General features: G+C 69.1%; 22 protein-coding genes. 12 read left to right on the top strand and 10 right to left on the bottom strand.

Annotated features, from left to right (window positions below; genetic code table 11):
- Positions 1-12 precede the first annotated feature (12 nt).
- Positions 13-552: a hypothetical protein gene (locus tag BCR15_RS07515; RefSeq protein ID WP_068751584.1), complete on the top strand. Its 540-nt coding sequence runs from the start codon at positions 13-15 to the stop codon at positions 550-552.
- Between the two features lie 102 nt (positions 553-654).
- Complete coding sequence (gene fbaA, locus BCR15_RS07510) at positions 655-1,683, top strand: class II fructose-bisphosphate aldolase (RefSeq protein WP_068751583.1); 1,029 nt, start codon at positions 655-657, stop codon at positions 1,681-1,683.
- 70 nt (positions 1,684-1,753) lie between these two features.
- Here fbaA and BCR15_RS07505 read toward each other — a convergent pair whose 3' ends face one another.
- A complete protein-coding gene (locus tag BCR15_RS07505) occupies positions 1,754-2,104 on the bottom strand; it encodes a rhodanese-like domain-containing protein (protein ID WP_197971703.1) in 351 nt (116 codons plus the stop codon).
- A gap of 145 nt (positions 2,105-2,249) precedes the next feature.
- On the opposite strand from BCR15_RS07505, the gene BCR15_RS07500 reads away from it, so the two are divergent.
- The 7 genes from BCR15_RS07500 (at position 2,250) to BCR15_RS07470 (ending at position 10,728) form a co-directional block, all read left to right on the top strand.
- Positions 2,250-3,767: a sugar ABC transporter ATP-binding protein gene (locus tag BCR15_RS07500; RefSeq protein WP_068751581.1), complete on the top strand. Its 1,518-nt coding sequence runs from the start codon at positions 2,250-2,252 to the stop codon at positions 3,765-3,767.
- A complete protein-coding gene (locus BCR15_RS07495) occupies positions 3,764-4,768 on the top strand; it encodes an ABC transporter permease (RefSeq protein ID WP_068751580.1) in 1,005 nt (334 codons plus the stop codon). Before BCR15_RS07500 ends, BCR15_RS07495 begins: the two co-directional genes overlap by 4 nt.
- Positions 4,769-4,830: 62 nt before the next feature.
- A complete protein-coding gene (locus BCR15_RS07490) occupies positions 4,831-5,889 on the top strand; it encodes an ABC transporter substrate-binding protein (protein ID WP_068751579.1) in 1,059 nt (352 codons plus the stop codon).
- Between the two features lie 90 nt (positions 5,890-5,979).
- The gene (locus BCR15_RS07485; RefSeq protein WP_068751578.1) at positions 5,980-7,749 is read left to right on the top strand and encodes an L-fucose isomerase; all 1,770 of its coding nucleotides are present in this window, start codon (positions 5,980-5,982) and stop codon (positions 7,747-7,749) included.
- A gap of 103 nt (positions 7,750-7,852) precedes the next feature.
- Positions 7,853-9,283: a rhamnulokinase gene (locus tag BCR15_RS07480; protein ID WP_228383444.1), complete on the top strand. Its 1,431-nt coding sequence runs from the start codon at positions 7,853-7,855 to the stop codon at positions 9,281-9,283.
- Entirely contained in the window at positions 9,280-10,263 is a 984-nt protein-coding gene (locus BCR15_RS07475; RefSeq protein WP_068751577.1) for a LacI family DNA-binding transcriptional regulator, read from the top strand. Before BCR15_RS07480 ends, BCR15_RS07475 begins: the two co-directional genes overlap by 4 nt.
- Positions 10,264-10,284: 21 nt before the next feature.
- On the top strand, positions 10,285-10,728 hold the full coding sequence (locus BCR15_RS07470; protein WP_068751576.1) for an RbsD/FucU family protein: 444 nt from the start codon (positions 10,285-10,287) through the stop codon (positions 10,726-10,728).
- 108 nt (positions 10,729-10,836) lie between these two features.
- Here the strand turns inward: BCR15_RS07470 and lplAB are convergent, their stop codons facing one another.
- From lplAB to BCR15_RS07430, 8 genes are read right to left on the bottom strand one after another with little or no spacing between them, the layout of a single operon-like run.
- Positions 10,837-11,886 (bottom strand): lipoate-protein ligase LplAB, encoded by a 1,050-nt coding sequence (gene lplAB, locus BCR15_RS07465; protein WP_068751575.1) that lies wholly within the window; start codon positions 11,884-11,886, stop codon positions 10,837-10,839.
- A gap of 9 nt (positions 11,887-11,895) precedes the next feature.
- Complete coding sequence (locus BCR15_RS07460) at positions 11,896-12,132, bottom strand: thioredoxin family protein (protein WP_068751574.1); 237 nt, start codon at positions 12,130-12,132, stop codon at positions 11,896-11,898.
- A gap of 29 nt (positions 12,133-12,161) precedes the next feature.
- Positions 12,162-13,211, bottom strand: coding sequence for a permease (locus BCR15_RS07455; protein ID WP_078920422.1), 1,050 nt, complete (start codon positions 13,209-13,211; stop codon positions 12,162-12,164).
- Positions 13,208-13,513, bottom strand: a complete 306-nt coding sequence (locus tag BCR15_RS07450) for an ArsR/SmtB family transcription factor (protein WP_068751573.1) — start codon at positions 13,511-13,513, stop codon at positions 13,208-13,210. Before BCR15_RS07450 ends, BCR15_RS07455 begins: the two co-directional genes overlap by 4 nt.
- A 22-nt stretch (positions 13,514-13,535) precedes the next feature.
- A complete protein-coding gene (locus tag BCR15_RS07445; RefSeq protein ID WP_068751572.1) occupies positions 13,536-14,327 on the bottom strand; it encodes a sulfite exporter TauE/SafE family protein in 792 nt (263 codons plus the stop codon).
- Entirely contained in the window at positions 14,324-14,671 is a 348-nt protein-coding gene (locus tag BCR15_RS07440) for a rhodanese-like domain-containing protein (protein WP_197971702.1), read from the bottom strand. Before BCR15_RS07440 ends, BCR15_RS07445 begins: the two co-directional genes overlap by 4 nt.
- On the bottom strand, positions 14,668-16,041 hold the full coding sequence (locus BCR15_RS07435; RefSeq protein ID WP_068751571.1) for an MBL fold metallo-hydrolase: 1,374 nt from the start codon (positions 16,039-16,041) through the stop codon (positions 14,668-14,670). The genes BCR15_RS07440 and BCR15_RS07435 overlap by 4 nt, the downstream gene beginning before the upstream one ends.
- A 57-nt stretch (positions 16,042-16,098) precedes the next feature.
- Complete coding sequence (locus BCR15_RS07430) at positions 16,099-16,770, bottom strand: fructose-6-phosphate aldolase (protein WP_068751570.1); 672 nt, start codon at positions 16,768-16,770, stop codon at positions 16,099-16,101.
- A 136-nt stretch (positions 16,771-16,906) separates the two neighbouring features.
- On the opposite strand from BCR15_RS07430, the gene BCR15_RS07425 reads away from it, so the two are divergent.
- Positions 16,907-17,878 carry a hypothetical protein gene (locus BCR15_RS07425; RefSeq protein WP_068751569.1) on the top strand — a complete coding sequence of 324 codons (972 nt, stop codon included), beginning with the start codon at positions 16,907-16,909 and terminating at the stop codon, positions 17,876-17,878.
- Positions 17,772-18,794 (top strand): hypothetical protein, encoded by a 1,023-nt coding sequence (locus BCR15_RS07420; RefSeq protein ID WP_068751568.1) that lies wholly within the window; start codon positions 17,772-17,774, stop codon positions 18,792-18,794. The genes BCR15_RS07425 and BCR15_RS07420 overlap by 107 nt, the downstream gene beginning before the upstream one ends.
- A gap of 10 nt (positions 18,795-18,804) precedes the next feature.
- Here the strand turns inward: BCR15_RS07420 and BCR15_RS14340 are convergent, their stop codons facing one another.
- Positions 18,805-18,960 (bottom strand): substrate-binding domain-containing protein, encoded by a 156-nt coding sequence (locus BCR15_RS14340; protein ID WP_228383474.1) that lies wholly within the window; start codon positions 18,958-18,960, stop codon positions 18,805-18,807.
- Between the two features lie 392 nt (positions 18,961-19,352).
- On the opposite strand from BCR15_RS14340, the gene BCR15_RS07415 reads away from it, so the two are divergent.
- Positions 19,353-20,210, top strand: a complete 858-nt coding sequence (locus tag BCR15_RS07415; RefSeq protein WP_068751567.1) for an HAD family hydrolase — start codon at positions 19,353-19,355, stop codon at positions 20,208-20,210.
- Positions 20,211-20,250 lie beyond the last annotated feature (40 nt).

Below are 20,250 nucleotides of genomic sequence, written 5' to 3'. Positions count from 1 at the left end.
ATCGTGGGCGGCATGCAGCCAGAGCGATTCGCCGTGGGCCTGACCCCCCTGCCGACGGCGGCCCGCGTGGCGCAGAAGCGCGGGGCCCTGCGCTGGCGCATCATCTCGACGGTCATCTCGCTGGCCATCCTGGCGGTGCTCGTGCTGACGATCGGCCGCGACTGGTCGCGCGAATGGACCATCGCCATGGTCGTGCTCTGGGTCGGGTCCTCGGCGTTCTGGCTCGTCCTGTCCGTCGTCGGGCTCCAGCGCGCCAAGCGTGACCTCGCCCGCATCCACGACGGCGTGGCCTTCTACCTCGACCCGCACGGCATCGAGTTCGTCGAGCCACCGCACCCGCGCGTGCGCTGGGACGACGTCAGCGCCCTGCGGCTGGTCGGAGGCGGGTTCGGGGCCGGCCCCGCCGTCGCGCTGGAGGTCGACGGCGCGCGCGTGGCCGGCGTGCCGCTGAGCTTCCTCGACGCCTCGGCCTCGGTCATCGACTCGGCGGTGCGGGCCTACTCCCTGGGCCGCGTGCACCTCGACGTCACGGCCCTGGACCGCGTCCTCTGAGCCCGCGGGAGGTCCACCGCTGCGGACCCCACCCTCCCTCCGGGGAGGGCTAGGCGATAGTCTTGGGCACACCTGAAGTCTCGACCCAGAAAAGAGGCATCCATGCCCATTGCAACCCCCGAGGTCTATGCCGAGATGCTCGACCGGGCGAAGGCCGGCAAGTTCGCCTACCCCGCCATCAACATCACCTCGTCGCAGACCGTGACCGCTGCCATCCAGGGTTTCGCGGAGGCTGGCTCTGACGGCATCATCCAGGTCTCGACCGGCGGCGCCGAGTACGCCTCGGGTTCGACGATCAAGGACAAGGTCACCGGTGCCGTCGCGCTCGCCGCGTACGCGCAGGAGGTCGCCAAGAACTACTCCGTGCAGATCGCGCTCCACACGGACCACTGCCCCAAGGACAAGCTCGACTCCTTCGTGCGTCCGCTGCTCGCCATCTCGGCCGAGCGCGTGAAGCGCGGCGAGCTGCCCCTGTTCCAGTCGCACATGTGGGACGGCTCGGCCGTGCCCATGGAGGAGAACCTGCAGATCGCTGACGAGCTGCTCGCCCTCACCAAGGCTGCCAACATCATCCTCGAGATCGAGGTCGGCGTCGTCGGCGGCGAAGAGGACGGCGTCTCCGCCGAGATCAACGACAAGCTCTACACCACCATCGAGGACGGCATGCGCACCGCTGAGGTGCTCGGGCTCGGTGAGAAGGGTCGCTACATGACGGCCCTGACCTTCGGCAACGTGCACGGCGTGTACAAGCCGGGCGCCGTCAAGCTGCGCCCCGAGGTCCTCAAGGAGATCCAGGACGCCGTCGGCGCGAAGTACGGCAAGGACAAGCCGTTCGACCTCGTGTTCCACGGTGGCTCGGGCTCCACCCCGCAGGAGATCTCCGACGCGGTGGACTTCGGTGTCATCAAGATGAACATCGACACCGACACGCAGTACGCCTTCACCCGCCCCGTCGTGGAGCACATGTTCCGCAACTACGACGGCGTGCTGAAGGTCGACGGCGAGGTCGGCAACAAGAAGGCCTACGACCCGCGCGCCTGGGGCAAGCTGGCCGAGGCCGGCATGGCCGCCCGCATCGTCGAGGCATGCCAGAACCTCCGCTCCGCCGGCACCACCATGGGCGCCAAGTGAGCTGAGTCTCTCCCGCTACACGAAACGTGGCCGGTCCCTTCGGGGGCCGGCCACGTTCGCGCTTAAGGGGTCAGGAGAGGGAGGAGTAGGCACCGCCGTCGATGAGGTCGGTGAAGCCCAGGTCCTCCATGATGTCGATCGCCGCGGCGGAGCGGTTGCCGGATCGGCAGTAGACGACGTAGGTCTCGTCCTTGGGCAGTTCGCCCACCTTCTCGGCGAAGTCAGGGGCCTGGACGTCGATGTTGAGCGCGCCGTCGACATGGCCGCTGTCGTACTCGGCGGGCGTGCGGACGTCGATCACCGTGGCGCCGGACTCGATGGCGGTCAGGGCGGCGTCGGTTTCGCTGGACGAGCAGCCGGCCAGGCCCAGCAGGGCGGCGACGGACATCACCAGGGCAAGCAGGGTCATACGTAGGTTCATGGGCCCAATCATATACCCCCGTGGGTATCGCATCATCACAGTTGCATAACGGCGCTAGGCAGGGGCGATGGTTTGCGATAGCGTTAACATCGCTGCTGAACGAGGGCCACCGGAGGGCTCGTTCAGCACGTACGAAGGAGTACTCGTGACCACACTTCTAGAGCTGAAGAACGTCTCCAAGACGTTCCCCGGCGTGAAGGCGCTGAGTAATGTCCACCTCGACCTCAACGCGGGGGAGGTGCTCGGCCTCTGCGGCGAGAACGGCGCAGGCAAGTCGACCCTCATGAAGATCCTCACCGGGATCTACACACCGGACCCCGGAGCCGAGATCTGGCTCCAGGGCAAGAAGGTCGAGGTGCGCAACACCAACCACGCCCGCGACCTCGGACTCAGCATCATCCATCAGGAACTCAACATGGTGCCCGACCTCACGGTGGCCCAGAACCTGTTCCTCGGCCGTCCCGGGAGCCATCGGGCCGGGTTCGTCGACGACGCGAAGCTCAACGCGCAGGCCGCGGACCTCTTCGACCGGCTCGGCATGCGCCTGAATCCCAAGGCGTACGTCCGGGATCTGTCGGTGGCGCGCCAGCAGATGGTGGAGATCGCCAGGGCGCTGTCCTACGACTCGCGGATCCTCGTCATGGACGAGCCGACGGCGGCGCTCACCCTCGCGGAGACCGATGCGCTGTTCGGCATGATCCGCGACTTCGTCACGCCGGAGACGGGCCTGATCTACATCTCGCACCGCATGCCGGAGATCGAGGAGATCACGGACCGCGTGTCCGTCCTGCGTGACGGCCAGTACATCGGCACCGTCGTGACCAAGGAAGTCGAGATGCGCGAGATCATTTCGATGATGGTCGGGCGCGAGGTCTCGGGCGACGCCCGCCCGCGCACGATGCCGGAGTCGGACGAGGTCGTCCTCAAGGTCCAGGGCCTCAACACCAAGAAGCTGCTGCGTGACGTCTCGTTCGAGGTGCGCAAGGGTGAGGTCCTGGGGTTCGCGGGTCTCATGGGTGCCGGCCGCACCGAGGTGGCGCGAGCCGTCTTCGGCGCCGACCCCCGCACCGGCGGCGAGATCTTCCTGCACGGCAAGAAGGTCCCGATCCGCAACGCGGCCGATGCCGTGCGCTCGGGGATCGGCTATCTGTCCGAGGACCGCAAGCAGTTCGGCGTGCTCCTCGACCAGGACGTCAAGGCGAACACCGCGATGGCGGCGATGAAGGACTTCCACATCGGCGGGTTCATCCTCGACGGCAAGATCAAGACCGTCGGCACCGAGTACTCGCAGAAGCTCCGCGTGAAGACCCCGAGTGTCAATCAGCTGCTCGGCAAACTGTCGGGCGGCAATCAGCAGAAGGTCGTCATCGCCAAGTGGCTGGTGCGCAACTGTGACGTGCTCATCTTCGACGAGCCCACCCGTGGCATCGATGTCGGCGCCAAGGAGGAGATCTACAACCTCATCGAGCAGTTGTCGACGCAGGGCAAGGCCATCATCGTCATCTCGTCCGAGCTGCCGGAGGTGCTGCGCGTGTCCCACCGCATCGCCGTCATGGCGCACGGGCACATCACCGGCTTCCTCGACAACGCGGACGCCACTCAGGAAAACATCATGGAGCTCGCCACCGTCGGCAAGGCTCAGTTGAAAGGAAACGCAGCGTGAGCACCGTCGCCACCAACGCCGCCCCCGCCGAGCAGTCGCGGGTGCAGCAGTTCATCAGGTCATCTCTCCAGCAGCTGTTCGTGTTCGCCGCGCTGATCGTGGTGTTCGTGTTCTTTATGATCTTCGCGCCGAACTTCAGCGCGGGTGTCGTGATCCCGAACATCCTGCTGCAGGCCGCGGCGATCGGCACCATGGCCCTCGGGGCGACGTTCGTCATCGGCACGGGCGGCATCGACCTCTCTGTCGGCACCGGTATGACGTTCTCGGCCGTCATGGCGGGCGTGTTCATGTCGGCGGAGTTCATGAACCTGCCGCTCGGGCTGGGCCTGCTGCTGGTGTTGATCGTGGGCGCGGTGATGGGCCTGGTCAACGGCCTGCTCATCGCCTACCTGCACATCCCGCCGTTCATCGCGACGCTGGCGATGATGATGGTGACGCGAGGACTGTCGCTCATCATCTCCAACGCCTCCAGCATCAAGATCGCCAACCCGGACTACTCGGCGATCTCGAACGGCCGCATCATCCCGTTCCTGTCCAACGCGGCGCTGATCTTCGTCATCCTCGGCATCATCGCGGCTGTCATCCTCGGCAAGACGCTGCTCGGGCGCTACGCGCTGGCCATCGGCTCCAACGAGGAGGCGACGCGCCTGTCGGGCATCAACGTGAAGTTCTGGAAGGCGCTCGTCTACGTCACCGCCGGCATCTTCACCGCCTTCGGCGCCATCCTCTACTCCGGCCGGTTCGGCTTCGTGCAGCCCGCCGAGGGCCTCGGCATGGAGCTGCAGGTCATCGCGGCGGTCGTCATCGGCGGCACCTCGCTGTCGGGCGGCCGGGCCAACATCGTCGGCACCATGATGGGCGCCCTGCTCATGATGACGCTGACCGTCGGCCTGCAGATGATGGGCGTCGCCCAGCAGTGGCAGCTCGTCGTCACCGGCATCGTCGTCCTGCTCGCCGTCTACGCCGACATCCTGCGCCGTCAGCGCGCGTCGGCCGTCTAGTCCACCCACCACCACACCCCATCCGGGAGGGCGGTCCTCCCACAACCGAAAGGAAAACCGCCATGCGCATGTTGCGCTCCGCACTGGCAATGTCGTCAGTGCTCGCACTGGGCCTCACCGCCTGCTCCACCTCGGCCACCACGACGTCGTCGGCTCCGGCCCCGGCCGAGACCTCCGCCAGCTCCTCGGCCCCGGCCGAATCGTCGGCGCCCGCCGAGTCCTCCGCCCCCGCCGAGGGCGATATCCCCATGGGTGACGGCACCCAGACCATCTACCTCGTGAGCAAGGGCTTCCAGCACCGCTTCTGGCAGGCAGTGAAGCAGGGCGCCGAGCAGGCCGGCGAGGAGTTCAACTACAAGGTCGAGTTCGTCGGCCCCGAGAACGAGCAGGCCGTCACGCAGCAGCTCGACCAGCTGCGCACCGCCCTGCAGTCGCAGCCGGCCGCCATCGGCTTCGCCGCACTCGACTCCGGCGCAGCCGGCCCGGTCCTGGAGGAGATCCAGGCGGCGAACATCCCGATCATCGCCTTCGACTCCGGCGTCGACTCGGACATCCCGCTGACCACGGTCTCGACCGACAACCGCGCCGCCGCCGCCGAGGCCGCCAAGAACATGGCGGAGCTCATCGGCAACGAGGGCACCGTCGGCCTGGTCTGCCACGACCAGACCTCTGCCACCGGCAAGCAGCGCTGTGAGGGCTTCCAGGAGTGGATGCAGGAGAACGCCCCCGACGTGAAGCTGCTTGAGCCGCAGTACGCGTTCGAGGTCGGCCTCGCCGCCAACACCGCCAAGGCCATCATCCAGGCCAACCCCGACATCGCGGGCATCTACGGCTCCAACGAGGCCTCGGCCATCGGCACCCTGCAGGGCGCCGTGGAGTCCGGCGCCGACGTCGTGGTGGTCGGTTTCGACTCGGGCAAGGCTCAGCTCGACGCCATCCGCAACGGTGACATGGCGGGTGCCATCACCCAGTCGCCGGTGAAGATGGGCTACGAGACCGTCGTGGCGGCCATCAAGGCCATCGACGGCCAGGAGCTGCCGAAGGTCATCGACTCCGGCTTCGCCTGGTACGACGCCACCAACATCGACGATCCCGAGATCGCCGCGAACCTCTACGAGTGAGTGAACTGGGGTGGGTCCCGCGAGGGGCCCACCCCCTCACCTGTCCGGTGAGTGCAAGAACAACCAACAGCGTTGAAGAAGGTGTGATTCGTGTCCAACTACCCCAAGATCGGCATCCGACCCATCATTGATGGGCGGCGCAACGGCGTTCGCGAGAGCCTCGAAGACCAGACCATGAACATGGCTCTGCGAGTCAAGGAGCTCTACGAGGCCGAGCTGCGCTACCCGGACGGCTCGCCCGTCCAGGTGGTCATCGCCGACTCGACGATCGGCCGTGTCCCGGAGGCGCAGGCCGCCGCGGAGAAGTTCAAGCGGGAGAACGTCGGACTGACGCTCTCGGTCACCCCGTGTTGGGCGTACGGGTCGGAGACCATCGACATGGATCGCACCATGCCTCACGCCATCTGGGGCTTCAACGGCTCCGAGCGCCCCGGCGCCGTCTACCTGGCTGCCGCCCTGGCCGGGCACGCCCAGCTGGGAATCCCCGCGTTCGGCATCTACGGCGAGGAGGTCCGCGACGCGGACGACGACGCCATCCCCGACGACGTCCGCCAGCGGCTCCTCGACTACGCGACCGCCGGTCTCGCCGTCGCGCAGCTGCGCGGCAAGAGTTACCTCTCCATCGGCGGCGTGTCCATGGGCATCGCCGGCTGCGTGGTCAAGGAGGAGTTCTGGAACTACTGGCTGGGCATGCGCAACGAGTACGTCGACATGGTCGAGCTCGACCGCCGCGTCCAGCTCGGCATCTACGACGACGAGGAGTACGAGCGCGCCTACGCCTGGGTGAAGGAGAACCTAGCCCAGGGCGAGGACTTCAACCCCGAGCACTGGCAGGCCGACGGCGACAAGCACGAGGACTGGTGGGCGTACTCCACCAAGCTCGTCCTCATCGGCCGCGACCTCATGATCGGCAACCCGAAGCTCGCGGACAAGGGCTTCGCCGAGGAGGCGCTGGGTCACGGCGCGCTGGTGTCCGGCTTCCAGGGCCAGCGGCAGTGGACGGACTTCCTGCCCAACGGTGACCTCATGGAGACGATGCTCAACACCCAGTTCGACTGGAACGGCACCCGCGCCCCGCTCATCATGGCCACCGAGAACGACAACCTCAACGGCGCGTCGATGCTGGTGAACTACCTGCTGACCAACCGGGCGCAGATCTTCTCCGACGTGCGCACCTACTGGAGCGCCGACGCGGTGGAGCGCGTGACCGGATACCGCCCGGAGGGTCTGGCCGCCGGCGGTTTCATCGACCTGCGCAACTCGGGCGCCACGACGCTCGACGGCACGCTCGCCGCGAAGGACGCCGACGGCAACGCCTGCATCAAGCCCTGGTGGGAGCTGACTGACGACGACACCGCCGCGATGCTGGAGGCGACGACCTTCCACCCCGCCAACACCGGCTACTTCCGGGGCGGCGGCTTCTCCACCCACTTCCGCTCGTCCGGCGAGGTGCCCGTCACCATGACGCGCATCAACTGGATCGACGGCCTGGGTCCCGTCATGCAGCTGGCCGAGGGCTACACCGTCGAACTGCCCGACGAGGTGGCCAAGACCATCGAGCTGCGCACCGATCCCGGGTGGCCCACGACCTGGTTCGTGCCCACCCTCACGGGCGAGGGCGCGTTCACTTCGGTGTACGAGGTGATGAACGCCTGGGGCGCCAACCACGGCGCCATCACCTACGGGCACATCGGGCACCAGCTCATCACGCTGGCGGCCATGCTGCGCATCCCCGTCAACATGCACAACGTGTCCCGCGACCGGATCTTCCGGCCGAAGAACTGGCTCGGATTCGGCACCGCCGACCTCGAGGGCGCCGACTACCGCGCCTGCGCCCAGTTCGGCCCGTTGTACGCCTGACCCCTCGGGAGCCCCCCAGCCCGAGGCACTGGCCCCGTCGCTCGCCATACTGGTGGGCGACGGGGCCGAACACCCCGTCGCCGACACTTCCTGAAGGAGCATTGTGAGCCCCGTGACCGCGTTGGCCGTCGATCTCGGATCGTCGTCGGGGCGCATCATCGCCGGCACGCTGAGCGACGGTGTCATCGAGGAGGTGGAAGTCCACCGGTTCGCCCACGAGGCGGCCCGCCAGGAGCCGGGACCCGGGTCCGCGCACGGCCATCTCACCTGGGACCTCGACCTGATCGAGCGCGAGCTGACCGCCGGGCTGAAGGCAGCCGTCGCGCGGTTCCCCGACGCCGTCAGCGTCTCCGTCGACACCTGGGGCGTCGATGCCGTCACGCTGGGGGCCGACGGCCGCCGGGTCGGACCCGCCGTCGCCTACCGGGACGAACGAACGGCCCGCACGCTCGACGCGTTCCGCGCGCGGCTCGACGACGACGCCGTGTGGGCGGCCACCGGCATCGCCCCGGCGACGATCAACACCGCCAACCAGCTCTTCGCGCTCGTCACCGAGGAACCGGAGCTGGCGGCGCAGGTGTCGCGGGTGCTGCTGCTGCCCGACTACATCACCTACCTCCTCACCGGTGAGGCCGGCTGGTCGAGGTCCCACGCCTCCACGTCGGCGCTCTGCCGCCCAGGGGCCCATGAATTCAACGACGACGTGTTCGAGGCGCTGGGCATCCCGCGATCCTGGTTCGGCGACGTCACGGCCGAGCACACCGTCGTCGGGCCGTGCCGGATCCCGGGGCTGGAACAACTCACCGTCGTCCGCGCGGGAGCCCACGACACGGCCTGCGCGGTGCACGCGCTGCAGCGGAGACCGGGGGAGGAGACCTTCTTCCTCTCCTGCGGATCCTGGTCGGTGCTCGGCGTCCTCCGCGACGAACCCCTCCTCAGCGCCGAGGCCCACGCCCTCGGGCTCACCAACGAGGCGCGGGCGGACCGAGGACTACGCCCCCTGTTCAACATCACCGGGCTGTGGATCCTGCAGGAGTGCCAGCGTGAGTGGCGGGCCACCGGGGGCGTCCACGACATCGTCGACCTGGTCAGGGCGGCCGAGGCGGCGCCGTCGACGGGAATCCTCATCGACCCGGACGAGCCGGGCTTCGCGCAGCCCGGCGGCATGGTCGGGCGGGTCTCGTCCGCGGTGGCCGCGCAGGGCGGGCCGGTCGAGCTCGACGAGGGAGCGGTGGTGCGGGTGATCCTCGAGTCCCTGGCCGCCCGGTACGCCCGCGGCATCGACGCGCTGGCGGCGCTCACCGGCGCTCGGCCATCGGAGCTCACCATGGTGGGCGGCGGGTCGCGCAACGCCCTGTTGTGCCGCCTCACGGCGGACGCGGTCGGGGTGCCTGTCATCGCCGGGCCGGTCGAGGCGTCGTCGCTGGGCTCCCTCATCGCCCAGCTCGAGATCATGGGCCACCTGGATCCGGCCGGGCGCAACGGCGTCATCGCGGCCTCGGCCAGGACGGTGCGCTACGAGGTGGAGCGATGAGCCGACGCCGCCCACGGGCCAATCTCCGCGACATCGCGGAGGCGGCCGGGGTGTCGATGCAGACCGCCTCGCGTGTCGTGCGCGGGGTGGACGTCGTCGCTGAGGCGACGCGGCTCAAGGTGCTGGCGGCCATCGAGCAGCTGAACTACCAACCCAACATGGCGGCGCGCTCGCTGTCGGCCAACCGCACCGGCTCGGTGCACATCATCGACGCGGTGCCGCTGCTGCACGGACACGCCACGACGTTCGTCGCCGTCTGCCAGGCCCTGGCCGCCCTCGACCTGCACATCTCTACCTCGGTGATCCGGGCGGACCTCGGCACGGTGCCCTTGCACCAGCTCGTGCCGGTCGGGGCCGACGGCGTCGTCGTGCTCGGCGGTCGCGGCGAGCCGAGGTCGTGGGTGCACACGGTCGCGGCGCGGCTCCCGACCGTCTACGTGGGACAGACCCACGACCTCCCGGATGCCGTCGTGGGCGTCGCCGTCGACCACCGGCTAGGTGCCCGCCTCGCCGTCGAACATCTGCTCGAGCGGGGGGCGTCCCGGATCGCGCACCTGGAAGGTCCAGAGGAATGGACCGATGCGCGGGAGCGGCTGAGCGGTTACCGCGAGGCCGTCGCCGCCGCGGGCATCCCGCCGCTGATCCTGCCGGCCCGGTCCTGGGACTCGACGGCGGCCGCCCCCCTCGTCGCCCGTCTGCCCCGCGACGTGGACGGCATCTTCGCCGCCAACGACCACCTGGCGCTGGGAGCCATGACGACGCTGCAGCTGGCCGGGCGGGCGGTCCCCGGCGACGTGCGCGTGGTCGGGTTCGACGACGCCCTGGGCTCGGAGAGCTTCCTGCCGCCCTTGACGACGATCCGACAGGACTTCCGCGCGGTGGGCGAGGTCGCGGTGGCGGCGCTGAGTCAACTGCTGGCCGGAGACGCTGCCGAGTCCACTCTCATCTCACCCACGCTGGTCGTCCGGGCCAGCAGCTGATCCACTCGAAAGGACCCATTCATGCTCTACGGACCCATGACCCACCCGCAGTTGCTCGGCGCTCTGGGCCGCGCGGGCCACAGCTCGAAGGTGCTCATCACCGACGGCAACTACCCGGCGTCGACCGGGGCGCCGGCGTCGGCTGAGCGCATCTACCTCAACCTCGCGCCCGGCCTGCTGACGGTGTCCGACATCCTCGAGGTCCTGAAGCGGACGATCCCGATCGAGCAGGCGGGCATCATGATCCCGGCGGCGGACGCCAGCGGGGCGGAGGCGCCTGCTTCGATCCCGGCGCACGACGAGTACCGTGCCGCCCTTCCGGGTGTGGAGTTCGTCGAGATCCCGCGCTGGGACTTCTACGACGTCGCGAAGTCCGACGACGTCTCGGTGGTGATCGTGAGCGCGGACCAGCGCCTGTACGCCAACCTGATCCTCACCGTGGGGGTGCGCCAGCCCGGCGAGTGACGATCGTTCGCTGAGGTCGCGCCAGCCCGTTCGCTGAGGTCGCGCCCGGTGCGCAGCACCCGGGCGAGTCTCGAAGCCGACGCCGCAGGCGTCGATCCCCGCGCCCGATCAAGGAATCCGCTTGGTCCACTCCTCGGAGCTGAACTTGGTCTCGACCAGGTGCTGCGCGGCGGCGAGCTCGTCCTCGGTGTACCCGCGGCGCTGCGTCGCGTAGCGGCCCTCGAAGTGCGCCAGGAACGCGGTGATGATCTCGTCGCGGGGCAGCCGCGTCTGCGAGCGCAGCGGATCCACGCGCTTGTTCGCGGACTTGGTGCCCTTGTCGGAGAGCTTCTCGCGGCCGATCCGCAGCACCTCCAGCATCTTGTCGGCGTCGATGTCGTAGGCCATCGTCACGTGGTGCACGACGACGCCGCCGGTCACGCGGCGCTGGGCGGCGCCGGCGATCTTGCCCTTGTCGGATGCTATGTCGTTGAGCGGCACGTACCGGGCGTTCACGCCCAGTTCGGCCAACGCGCCCATCACCCACTGGTCCAGGAACTCGTAGGACCGCTCGAAGCTCAGCCCCTCGACGAGCGACGCCGGCACCACGAGCGAATACGTGACGCAGTTGCCGGGCTCCATGAACATGGCGCCACCGCCGGTGATCCGCCGCACGACGTTGATGCCGTGGCGGGCGCGGCCGTCGTCGTCGATCTCGTTGCGGTAGGACTGGAACGAGCCGATCACCACCAGCGGCTGGTCCCACTCCCAGATGCGCAGGCTCGGGTTGATCTCGCCGCGCGCCAGCCGGGCGGCGATCACCTCGTCGAGGGCCACGTGCATGCGCGGGTCCATCGAGACCGGGCCGATCACGTCGAACGTGTGATCCGACCAGTCCGAGGCGTGCCCGAGCGCGCGCCGCACGGCGATGCCCACCGCCTCGGGGGTGAAGCCGATGAGCGTGGCCGACGGGTCGAGCCGCGCCGTGATGGCCGCGGCGAGATCCGCCACTGACGACGACTCGGGCATCCCCAGCAGGGCCCCGTTGATGTCGTCGAGGGCCTCGTCCGGTTCGAGGAAGAAATCACCCGAGACGGCGGCGTGGGCTATTCGCCCGCCGTCCGTCTCGATGTCGACGGCGACCAGCTTCCCGCCAGGGACCTTGTACTCTCCACGCATGCCCCGACCCTAGCGGGACTGGATCAGCTCCACGATCTGGCCAGGGCTGGGGACCCGGCCGTAGGAGACGACGTCGCCGTCGATCACGAGACCGGGCGTGGACATGACGCCGTGCGCCATGATGTCGGCGTATTCGGTGACCTTCTCGACGTCGGCGTCGAGCTCGAGGCGGCTCAGCGCCTCGCGCACGTTCTTCTCGAGGGTCTGGCAGTTCTTGCAGCCGGGGCCGAGGACCTTGATCAGCATGTTTCCTTCTCTCACTTTCCCTGGACCGGTCAGGTGGCCAGGTTGAACAGGACTCCGATGACCACGATGGCCACCGCGACGCTGCCGAAGAACAGCGCCAGGAGCTTGGGCTTGAGGACCTGCTTGAGCAGGATGAACTCGGGCAGCGAGAGCGCGACGGTGGCCATCATGAACGACATGACGGTCCCGAGTGCCATGCCCTTGCTCCACAACGCCTCGGCGATGGGGATCACCCCGGCGGCGTTGGCGTAGAGCGGCACCCCGGCCAGAGTCGCCAGCAGGACCGCGAAGGGGTTGTCCGGCCCGGCGTAGGTGGCGAAGAACTCGGTGGGGACCCACCCGTGGATGAAGGCGCCCACGCCGACGCCGATGAGGATCCACTTCCAGACCCGGCCGACGATCTCGCGGGTCTCCTCGAGGGCCGCCTCGACCCGCTCGTGCAGGGTCGGGCGTCGGCCGTCGGCCTGCAGGACGGCCACGGGGGTCGCGAAGACGAAGTCGGCGACGAGGTGGTCGAGACTCAGGCGGCTGAAGATGAAGCCGATGACGATGGCGGCCGTGAGGCCCGCGGCGACGTAGGCGACGGTGTTGGCGGCGCCGAACGTGTCGGCCAGCAGCACGACTGCCACCTCGTTGACCAGGGGCGATGCGATGAGGAAGGTGAGGGTCACCGCCAAGGGGATGCCGGCGCCCACGAAACCGATGAACAGCGGGATGGAGCTGCACGAGCAGAACGGCGTGATGGCCCCGAAGAGCGCTGCCAGCACCAGCGAGAGCCACAGGGGCTTGCCGTCGAGGAACTGCCGGACGCGCTCCGGGCGCAGCGTCGTGCGGAGCATGCCGATCAGGAAGATCATCCCTGTCAGGAGTAGGAAGATCTTGGAGGTGTCGTAGAGGAAGAAGTGGACCGCGCCCGGGATGCGCTCGTCGAGATCGAGCCCGAGGACCGAGACGAACAGGGCGTCCCACAGCACCTCGTTGAGGGCGTAGAGCGCCGCCCACCCGAGGGAGGCGCCTAGGAGGGCCGCGACGAGCGTGCGGGTGGAGCGGGGAACCGCGAGCGACCTCAGCACGGTCACCACCGGCCCAGTTCGCCGGGGAGCGCGGCCTTGACCCGAGCCTGCGCGTCGTCGGTCAGGGTGTAGTCGATCCACCGGCCGCGACGCGTGCCCAGTACCAGGCCGGCGTCCCGGAGGACCTTGAGGTGGTAGCTCAGCAGGTTGGGGGCGATGTCGATCTCGGCCTGCAGGTCACAGACGCAGCGCCGGCAGGTGGACAGGCGGGTGAGGACCCGCCACCGGATCGGGTCGGCCACGGCTTGGAGGACTGCGAGCGCCTCCGCCGCGTCGAGCGTCGTGTCAACCGCGCTTGAATCAAGCATGGTTGAATCGTAGGACGGGGGGTCAGCCCGTCAGCGACTGGGTCAGGATAAGTACCGCCGTCACGGCCAGCAGGGTGGCGAAGCCGAGCCCCAGCGTGCGTGCGGGGAGCCGGCGCCCGAGGCGGCCGCCGAGGATGGCGCCGGCGGCGGCCACCACGCTGAACCAGCCGATCAGGGCCCAATCCACGTCGACGGCGACCGTGAGTCGCGTCGCGAGCGCGACGAGTGAGTTGAGCACGATGACCAACAGCGACGTCGCGACGGCCTGCTGCATCGAGAATCCCAGCACCATCACGAGTGCCGGAACGATCGCGAAGCCGCCGCCGACGCCGAAGAACCCCGTGAGCATCCCAACTCCCGTGGCGGTGGCGGTGACGACGGCGACCTGCCGCCAGTTCACGCGGCGCGGGTCACCGCCGATCATCGGCGGTACGTCCCGCGGCGGGGTCGGCGAGGGGCGCAGGAACTTCTTGGTCATCAGTCCGGCGACGATCAGCAGCAGCACGGCGAACAGCGCCATGAGGAGCTGGCCGGGGACCTGCATCGACAGCAGCGACCCGGCGACCGCTCCGGCCGAGCCCAGCGCGGCGAACGCCACGCCCTCTCCCAGCCGGACCAGCCGGGCCCGCCAGTGCCCGATGAGCCCGGCCGTCGCCGTCGCGCTCACGACGATCAACGAGCCGACCATGGCCGCCGCGGGGGGTTGCTGCGCCAGGTAGACCAGCACGGGCACGGTGATGATGGCGCCGCCGCCGCCCAGGGCGCCCATGACGAGCCCCACCAGAGCGGCGAGCGGCACCAACCACCAGCTCATCGGCGAGTGGTCCCCGCGAGGTGTGGTCGCCCGGACACCGGGTATCCCGCCGCGATCCATCCCAGGGTGCCGCCACTCACGGATGTGGCCTCGATCCCGGAGGCGGCGAGCGTCCGGACACCGGTCATCGAGCGGCGCCCCGAGCGGCACACCACGTAGACCGGCCGGTCGCGCGGCACCTCGCCGACCCGGGCCGCGAGCTCCCCGAGCGGGATGAGGACCGCCGACGGCACGTGCCCCTCGGCGTACTCGTCGGGCTCGCGGACGTCGAGGATGTACTCGTCACGCTTCCAGGCGGAGTACAGGTCCCCGACGCTGCACTCCGCCACGTCAGACGTCGTCACTTCCCGCTCACGAGCGGGAGGCCGCTCTTCTCGGCGTTCTCGAACTTGTCGTCGACCGCCACGACGGTGCGCCCGGCCGCGGCGAGGATCGAGGTGGCGATCGAGGAGCGGTAACCGCTGAGGCAGTGCACCCACAGCTCACCCTGGGGCGCCTCGTCGATGCGCGTGATCAGGTCGTGCAGCGGGATGTTGACGGCGCCGTCGATGTGGGCCTCGGCGTACTCGGGGGCCCGGCGGACGTCGAGGATCTGCACCTCGCGGTGGTGGCGGACCTGGCTGAGGTCTCCGAAGTCGGCGCGCTGCAGCGTGGCAGGGGAGTCGGTCCACTCGGCCGGACCGCCGGTGGCGCTCGCCGCGATGTGGTCGATGCCGATTCGGACGAGTTCGCGCTGGGCCTCGGCGACCTGCTCGCGGGACTCCCCGAGCAGCGTCAACGGGGTTCCCCACGGGATCATCCAGCCGATGTAGGTGGCGATCTGTCCGTCGATGCCGAAGTTGAAACTGCCGGGCACGTGGCCGGCCGCGTAGGCCACCCGGTTGCGCAGGTCGACCACCCACTCACCCTGCTCGAGGCGGGCGCGGATCTCGTCCTTGTCGGCGCGCGTCGGTTCGGTGAGGTCCGGCTCGCCCGGGCCGGCGGAGTTGGACGGGGCCATGTGCGCGTAGTACGCCGGATACACGTCGAGGCCGGCCAGGATCTCCTCGATCCACTCGGCCTCGTCCTTCGTCAGCACCGGGTTGACGCGCTTCTCGCGCCCGATGGTCGACTCGTCGCCCTCCGTCTGGGTGGCGGAGCAGAAGCTCCCGAAGCCGTGCGTCGGCATGATCTCCGTGCCGTCAGGCAGTTCGCTGGCGAGCCGGTGGGCCGAGTTGTACTGGTGCTTGACCAGCTCGTGCGTGTGCTCGGCGCCGAGGAGGTCTGGGCGGCCGGTGGCGCCGAAGAGGAGCGAACCGCCGCTGAAGACGGCCTGGCCGCGCGCGTCGTCGTCGTCCGCGGTGGGGTCGAACAGCGCGTACGACAGGTGCGTGTAGGTATGGCCCGGCGTGGCGATGGCCCGGACCGACATGGTGGGGCTGATCTCCACGACCTGGTTGTCGACGATGGGCGTGCGCTCGAAGGACACCTCGTCCTGGGCGTTGACGTAGTAGTCCGCGCCGGTGGCGTGGGCCAGCGCGTACCCACCGGTCACGTAGTCGTTGTGGATGTGGGTCTCGAAAACCGCCTTCAGCGTGACGCCGGCCTCGTCGAGGATGGCGGTGACACGGTCGATGTCGCGCTGGGGATCGACGACGAACGCGACGGCGCCGTCGTGGACGACGTAGCTGCGGTCGCCGAGCGTGGGGGTCTCGATGGTGATGATGGTCGCCATGTGCACTCCTTCTGTTACGAAGAAGTATATACCCCTGGGGGTATCCCAAGGGAAGCCTCAGGGGAGCGTCGTCGTCCCATGGACGTCCTTCCAATCGGAGATGAACGCGTCGACGGCGTCCTCGATCATGGGCGCCGACAGGGCCTGGCGCAGCAGCTTGGGAGACAGGGTCACCGCGTGCGCGCCCGATTCCAGCGCGTGCGACACCTGCGCGATGTTCTTGAAGCTCGCGGCCATGATCTTGCTGGGCGCCTCGAAGCGGTCGATGAAGCTGGCCAGGGCGCTGAGCGTCCCCCGGGTGTCGATGTCGAGGCTCTGCATGCGGTTGTAGTAGGGGGCGAGATAGTCGACGCCGGTCGCGATGGCGAGGAAGCCCTGGGTCTTGGAGTAGATGGCGGTGGCGGTGACCTTCACGCCCTCGCTCTTGAGCACGCGCATCGCCTGGATGCCCGCCTCCGTCGTCGGGACCTTGGGGTAGACGTTGGCGTCGATCATGTCGAGCAGGCGGTGCGCCTCGTCGATCATGCCCTGCGCGTCCTTCGCCAGCACCTGCACGTGCAGCGTCCGGTTGGGGCCGATGATCGACCGGATGCGCTTGAGGTGGGCGTAGAAGTCGATGGGGCCCTCCTTCTTGAGGATCGACGGGTTCGTGGTGACGCCCGTGACGGGGTAGATGGGCGTGAGTCGCTCGATGTCGTCGAGGTTGGCGGTGTCGAACAGGATGTCCATGAAGAAGCCTTTCGGTGCCGGGGATTCCCCCGTAGGTCACATTCCACCACCGCACGTCCCACCGGCGGAGGGGCCCCGCGGTATCCGGGCCGATGCCCAGGAGGCAGCGGCGTCCTCACTCCGCCATACTGCGGGGGTGCACCGCCTCTCCGCCCGTGACCTGCGCCGCAGCCGCCCGCATCTGACGGCCGTTCGATCCGTCTGGACGGCGCTGGTGATCGGATGGCTCATCGTCGGCATCGAGAGCACCCCCGTCTACGTCGAGCGCGCCCCGCTCTGGTCAGGCGAGTACGTCGCCGACGGGCTCGTCGCCACGGTCCTCGCCGGTGGGTTGCTCGTCTGGGCCGTCCCGCGGGTCACGCTGGGCGTCACCGCGGCCCTGGGGGTGGTCGGCGGGCTGCTCGACCCCGTGACCGGCCACCTGTGGTGGTGGATCGGCACGGCCGCAGCGGTGCTTCTCGCGTTCGTCCTCGTCCGGGACGCCCAGAGTCGGCCACGTGGCGACGTCGTCGTGCCGTCGAGCGACGTCCCGTTCGACCGGTCCTGGGCGGCGCCGGCGGACCACCACCGTTGGCTCGGGTGGGCCGGGATCGCCCTGGCGGCGGTGGCGGCCCTGGCGGCCCTGATCGTGCACCAGGTGCAGGCGGCCGATGTCGCGGCGTTCGAGGCCAGGGCGAGCCGGGTGACGGTTCCGCTGTCGGGCGTCGAGGTCCGCGACGATCTCACCTATCTGACGGTGACCATCGACGGCGTCGACCGCGAGTTCGAGGACCCCTGGTACGACGAGAGCCTCGCGGTGGGCAGGTCGGTCGAGGTGCTGGTCGACGGCGACGGCCGGGCGGTCCTCGCCGGGGCGGGGCAGGACGATCCGTCGTGGCTGCTGGGCGTCGCGGCGGCGCTACCGCTGGCAGGCGTCGCCGCCTGGGGCAGGTTCCTGGCCCCGGCGCGACGACGCAGGCGCCTGGTGCAACGCGGGGCCCCCGGGACGACCGGTTCGCGTCGTGTGCAACGGCGACCTCGCCCTCGTACTGCCCGTCGACGCCGACTGGCCCGCGCTGGAGCTGACCGGTCTCGACGGGCACACGGACCGCGGCCCGGTCGTCCGTGAGGCCGAGGCGCGCGAAGCGGAGTTCGAGGAGTGGGGCGACGACGCGGACGAGGAGCCCGAACGGCCGCTCCCCGGGACTGTCGCGGAGGTGGCGGCCTGGGTCGACGGACTCCGGGCCGAGGTGGAGCGCGACGAACCCGAGGTGCTCACGTCCCAGGAGAAGGTCATCGCCGAGGCGGTGGTGGGTCCCGACACCAATGGTGCGGAGCCGTTCATCCTGGTCGGGTCGTGGGCCAGCGGGAACTCCGTCGCCCTGGCGCGCGCCACCGGTCAGGTCTGGCTGGCCGAGGTGACGGAGCCCAAGCCGTTCCAGGGGCGCCGGCGCTTCCTGAAGGCCGTGCGGCCGGAGCTGCCCGGGTGGAAGGGCGACGACGTCGTGGCGCTGTCGTGGCGCGGGCGGGCGACGCTGTGGGCGGTGGCCAACGGCAGATGGACCCGGTGGGCGGCGGCCGGTGCCGTCGCGGTCCTGGGGGCGCTGGGTGTGCCGCTGCTGTTCGCCGAGGCCTGGGACGGCGGCGACTGGTTGGGCGACGCGCGGCTCGTGCTGACGGCCCTCGCCGTTGTCACCGGCCCGTTCTGGGCGACGTCGTGGTCGGTGTACGAGTTCGCCCGGTTGTCCCAAGGTTTCGGGCTCTACGGGCTCCTGCTCGACGACGTCATCGCCCGCGACCGCGTCGAGAGGATCGCTCCCGGCCGGGATGCGATCGGGATCCGCCTGCGGGCGCCCGAGGACATCCTGAGCCTGGATCCGGAGGTGGTGCGGCCGGGCGCGACCCCCGAGTCGGCCGCCGCGGATCTCCGACGGTGGCTCGATGCGGCGCCGCCCGGCGCGCGCAGCGGCCGGCGCCCGACCCCGGCCGTGGTGGCCACCGCGGTGATGCTGGCTTCCTGGGTCGTGCAGTTCCTGCTCCGCTGAGGTCGACGGGTCAGGAGACGGTGCGGATCTCGCCGCTGCCGCGCGGGATGAGGGTGGTCGGAAGCACGTGGTGGACGGGCGGCGAGTCGTCGCCGGCAAGCCGCGCGAGAACGGTGCGGGCGCTCAGTTCCCCAATCGCATTCGGGTCCTGGGCCACGACGCTCAGCCCCGAGCTGACCTGATGGCGATCTAGGTTCGGACTGAGAGGGGTGGATGGCTGGCTCAGGGCGGGTGTCGGTTACGCTTCGGTGGTGGAGATCTGGTCTCGCACTGACCCAAACCACCAGAGGCTCTCACCGTCCTGGACCCGCACCACCATCCCTTCCAGCGGTCGGCCGTCTTGCGGTGGTCGACCCAAGTGCGGGAGCGGGCTGTCGAGCCCGACGTGGCGCACCCGTTGATCTTCGAGCCCTCTGGTTAGCCTTCTCTGGGGATCTAGGGACTTAGAGTCGGAGCGCTCGATTGTCAAGGGATGACGCTACGCGGCATCCCCTACAAACATGACGTTACTCCACACTGCGTGGCCGAAGTCTTGAACCAGCATTGAAAGGAACCGCAGTGGGCCTGCGACTCATCGCAACGGATATCGACGGCACGCTGATTCGGAGTGACCACTGCATCAGCCCTCGGACGCGGGCCGCGTTTAGGGCCGCGATGGCTGCGGGGATCGAGTCAGTCGCGATCTCGGGGCGTCAGCCGTACTCGATCGGGGCAGTTGTTGCCGGGTCGCCGCTGGACGGGCCGGTGATCGGCAGTAATGGGGCCGTGTCCGTCGATCTACTCACGCGTGAGGTCATCTTTGAGGAGTTGATCGATGTGGATGCTCAGCGGCAGATGGCGTTCGGGCTGATGGAGGCGTTCCCTGGAGTCAAGGTCGTGTCGGTGCGCGATGCGGGCAACGACTATGTTGCTCAGCACGGGTACAGCGGCGAGCATCCTGGTTCGGAGACTGCGTTGTGGTCGGTGACCCACAGCTTCGCTCACCTCGACGAGGTATTGGCTGAGCCGTCGGTGAAGTTGGTGCTGCACGACGCTGGGGTCGATCCCGAGGTGATGCTCAAGGTTGCTCAAGGTCTGGGTGTTGCAGGGTGCCATCCGACGACATCGGGGGCCTCCTTCTTGGAGGTCGGCCGCGCCGGGGTGTCCAAGGCGTCGGCGCTGGCCCGGTTCTGCGCGGCGCGGGGGATCGCGGCGTCGGAGGTCGTGGCGTTCGGAGATAACAACAACGACGTCGAGATGCTCGCTTGGGCGGGTCGGGGGATTGCGATGGGCAACGCGGTTCCGGCTGCTTTGGAGGCCGCGGACGAGGTGACGCTGCACCACAACGACGATGGCGTGGCGGTTGTCATCGAGCGTCTGCTGGAAGGTTTGGACGAACGAGACAGTCGAACCGGGGTTTGCGTGGGTGCAGCGTGACCGCGGTATGAGAGGTGGCCTCGGGGACCGGGCAGGTGTG

The sequence above is a fragment of the Tessaracoccus lapidicaptus genome (assembly GCF_001693815.1).
In the GTDB taxonomy this organism is placed as follows: Bacteria; Actinomycetota; Actinomycetes; order Propionibacteriales; family Propionibacteriaceae; genus Arachnia; species Arachnia lapidicapta.
This window is presented reverse-complemented; position numbering and strand designations above follow the sequence as displayed.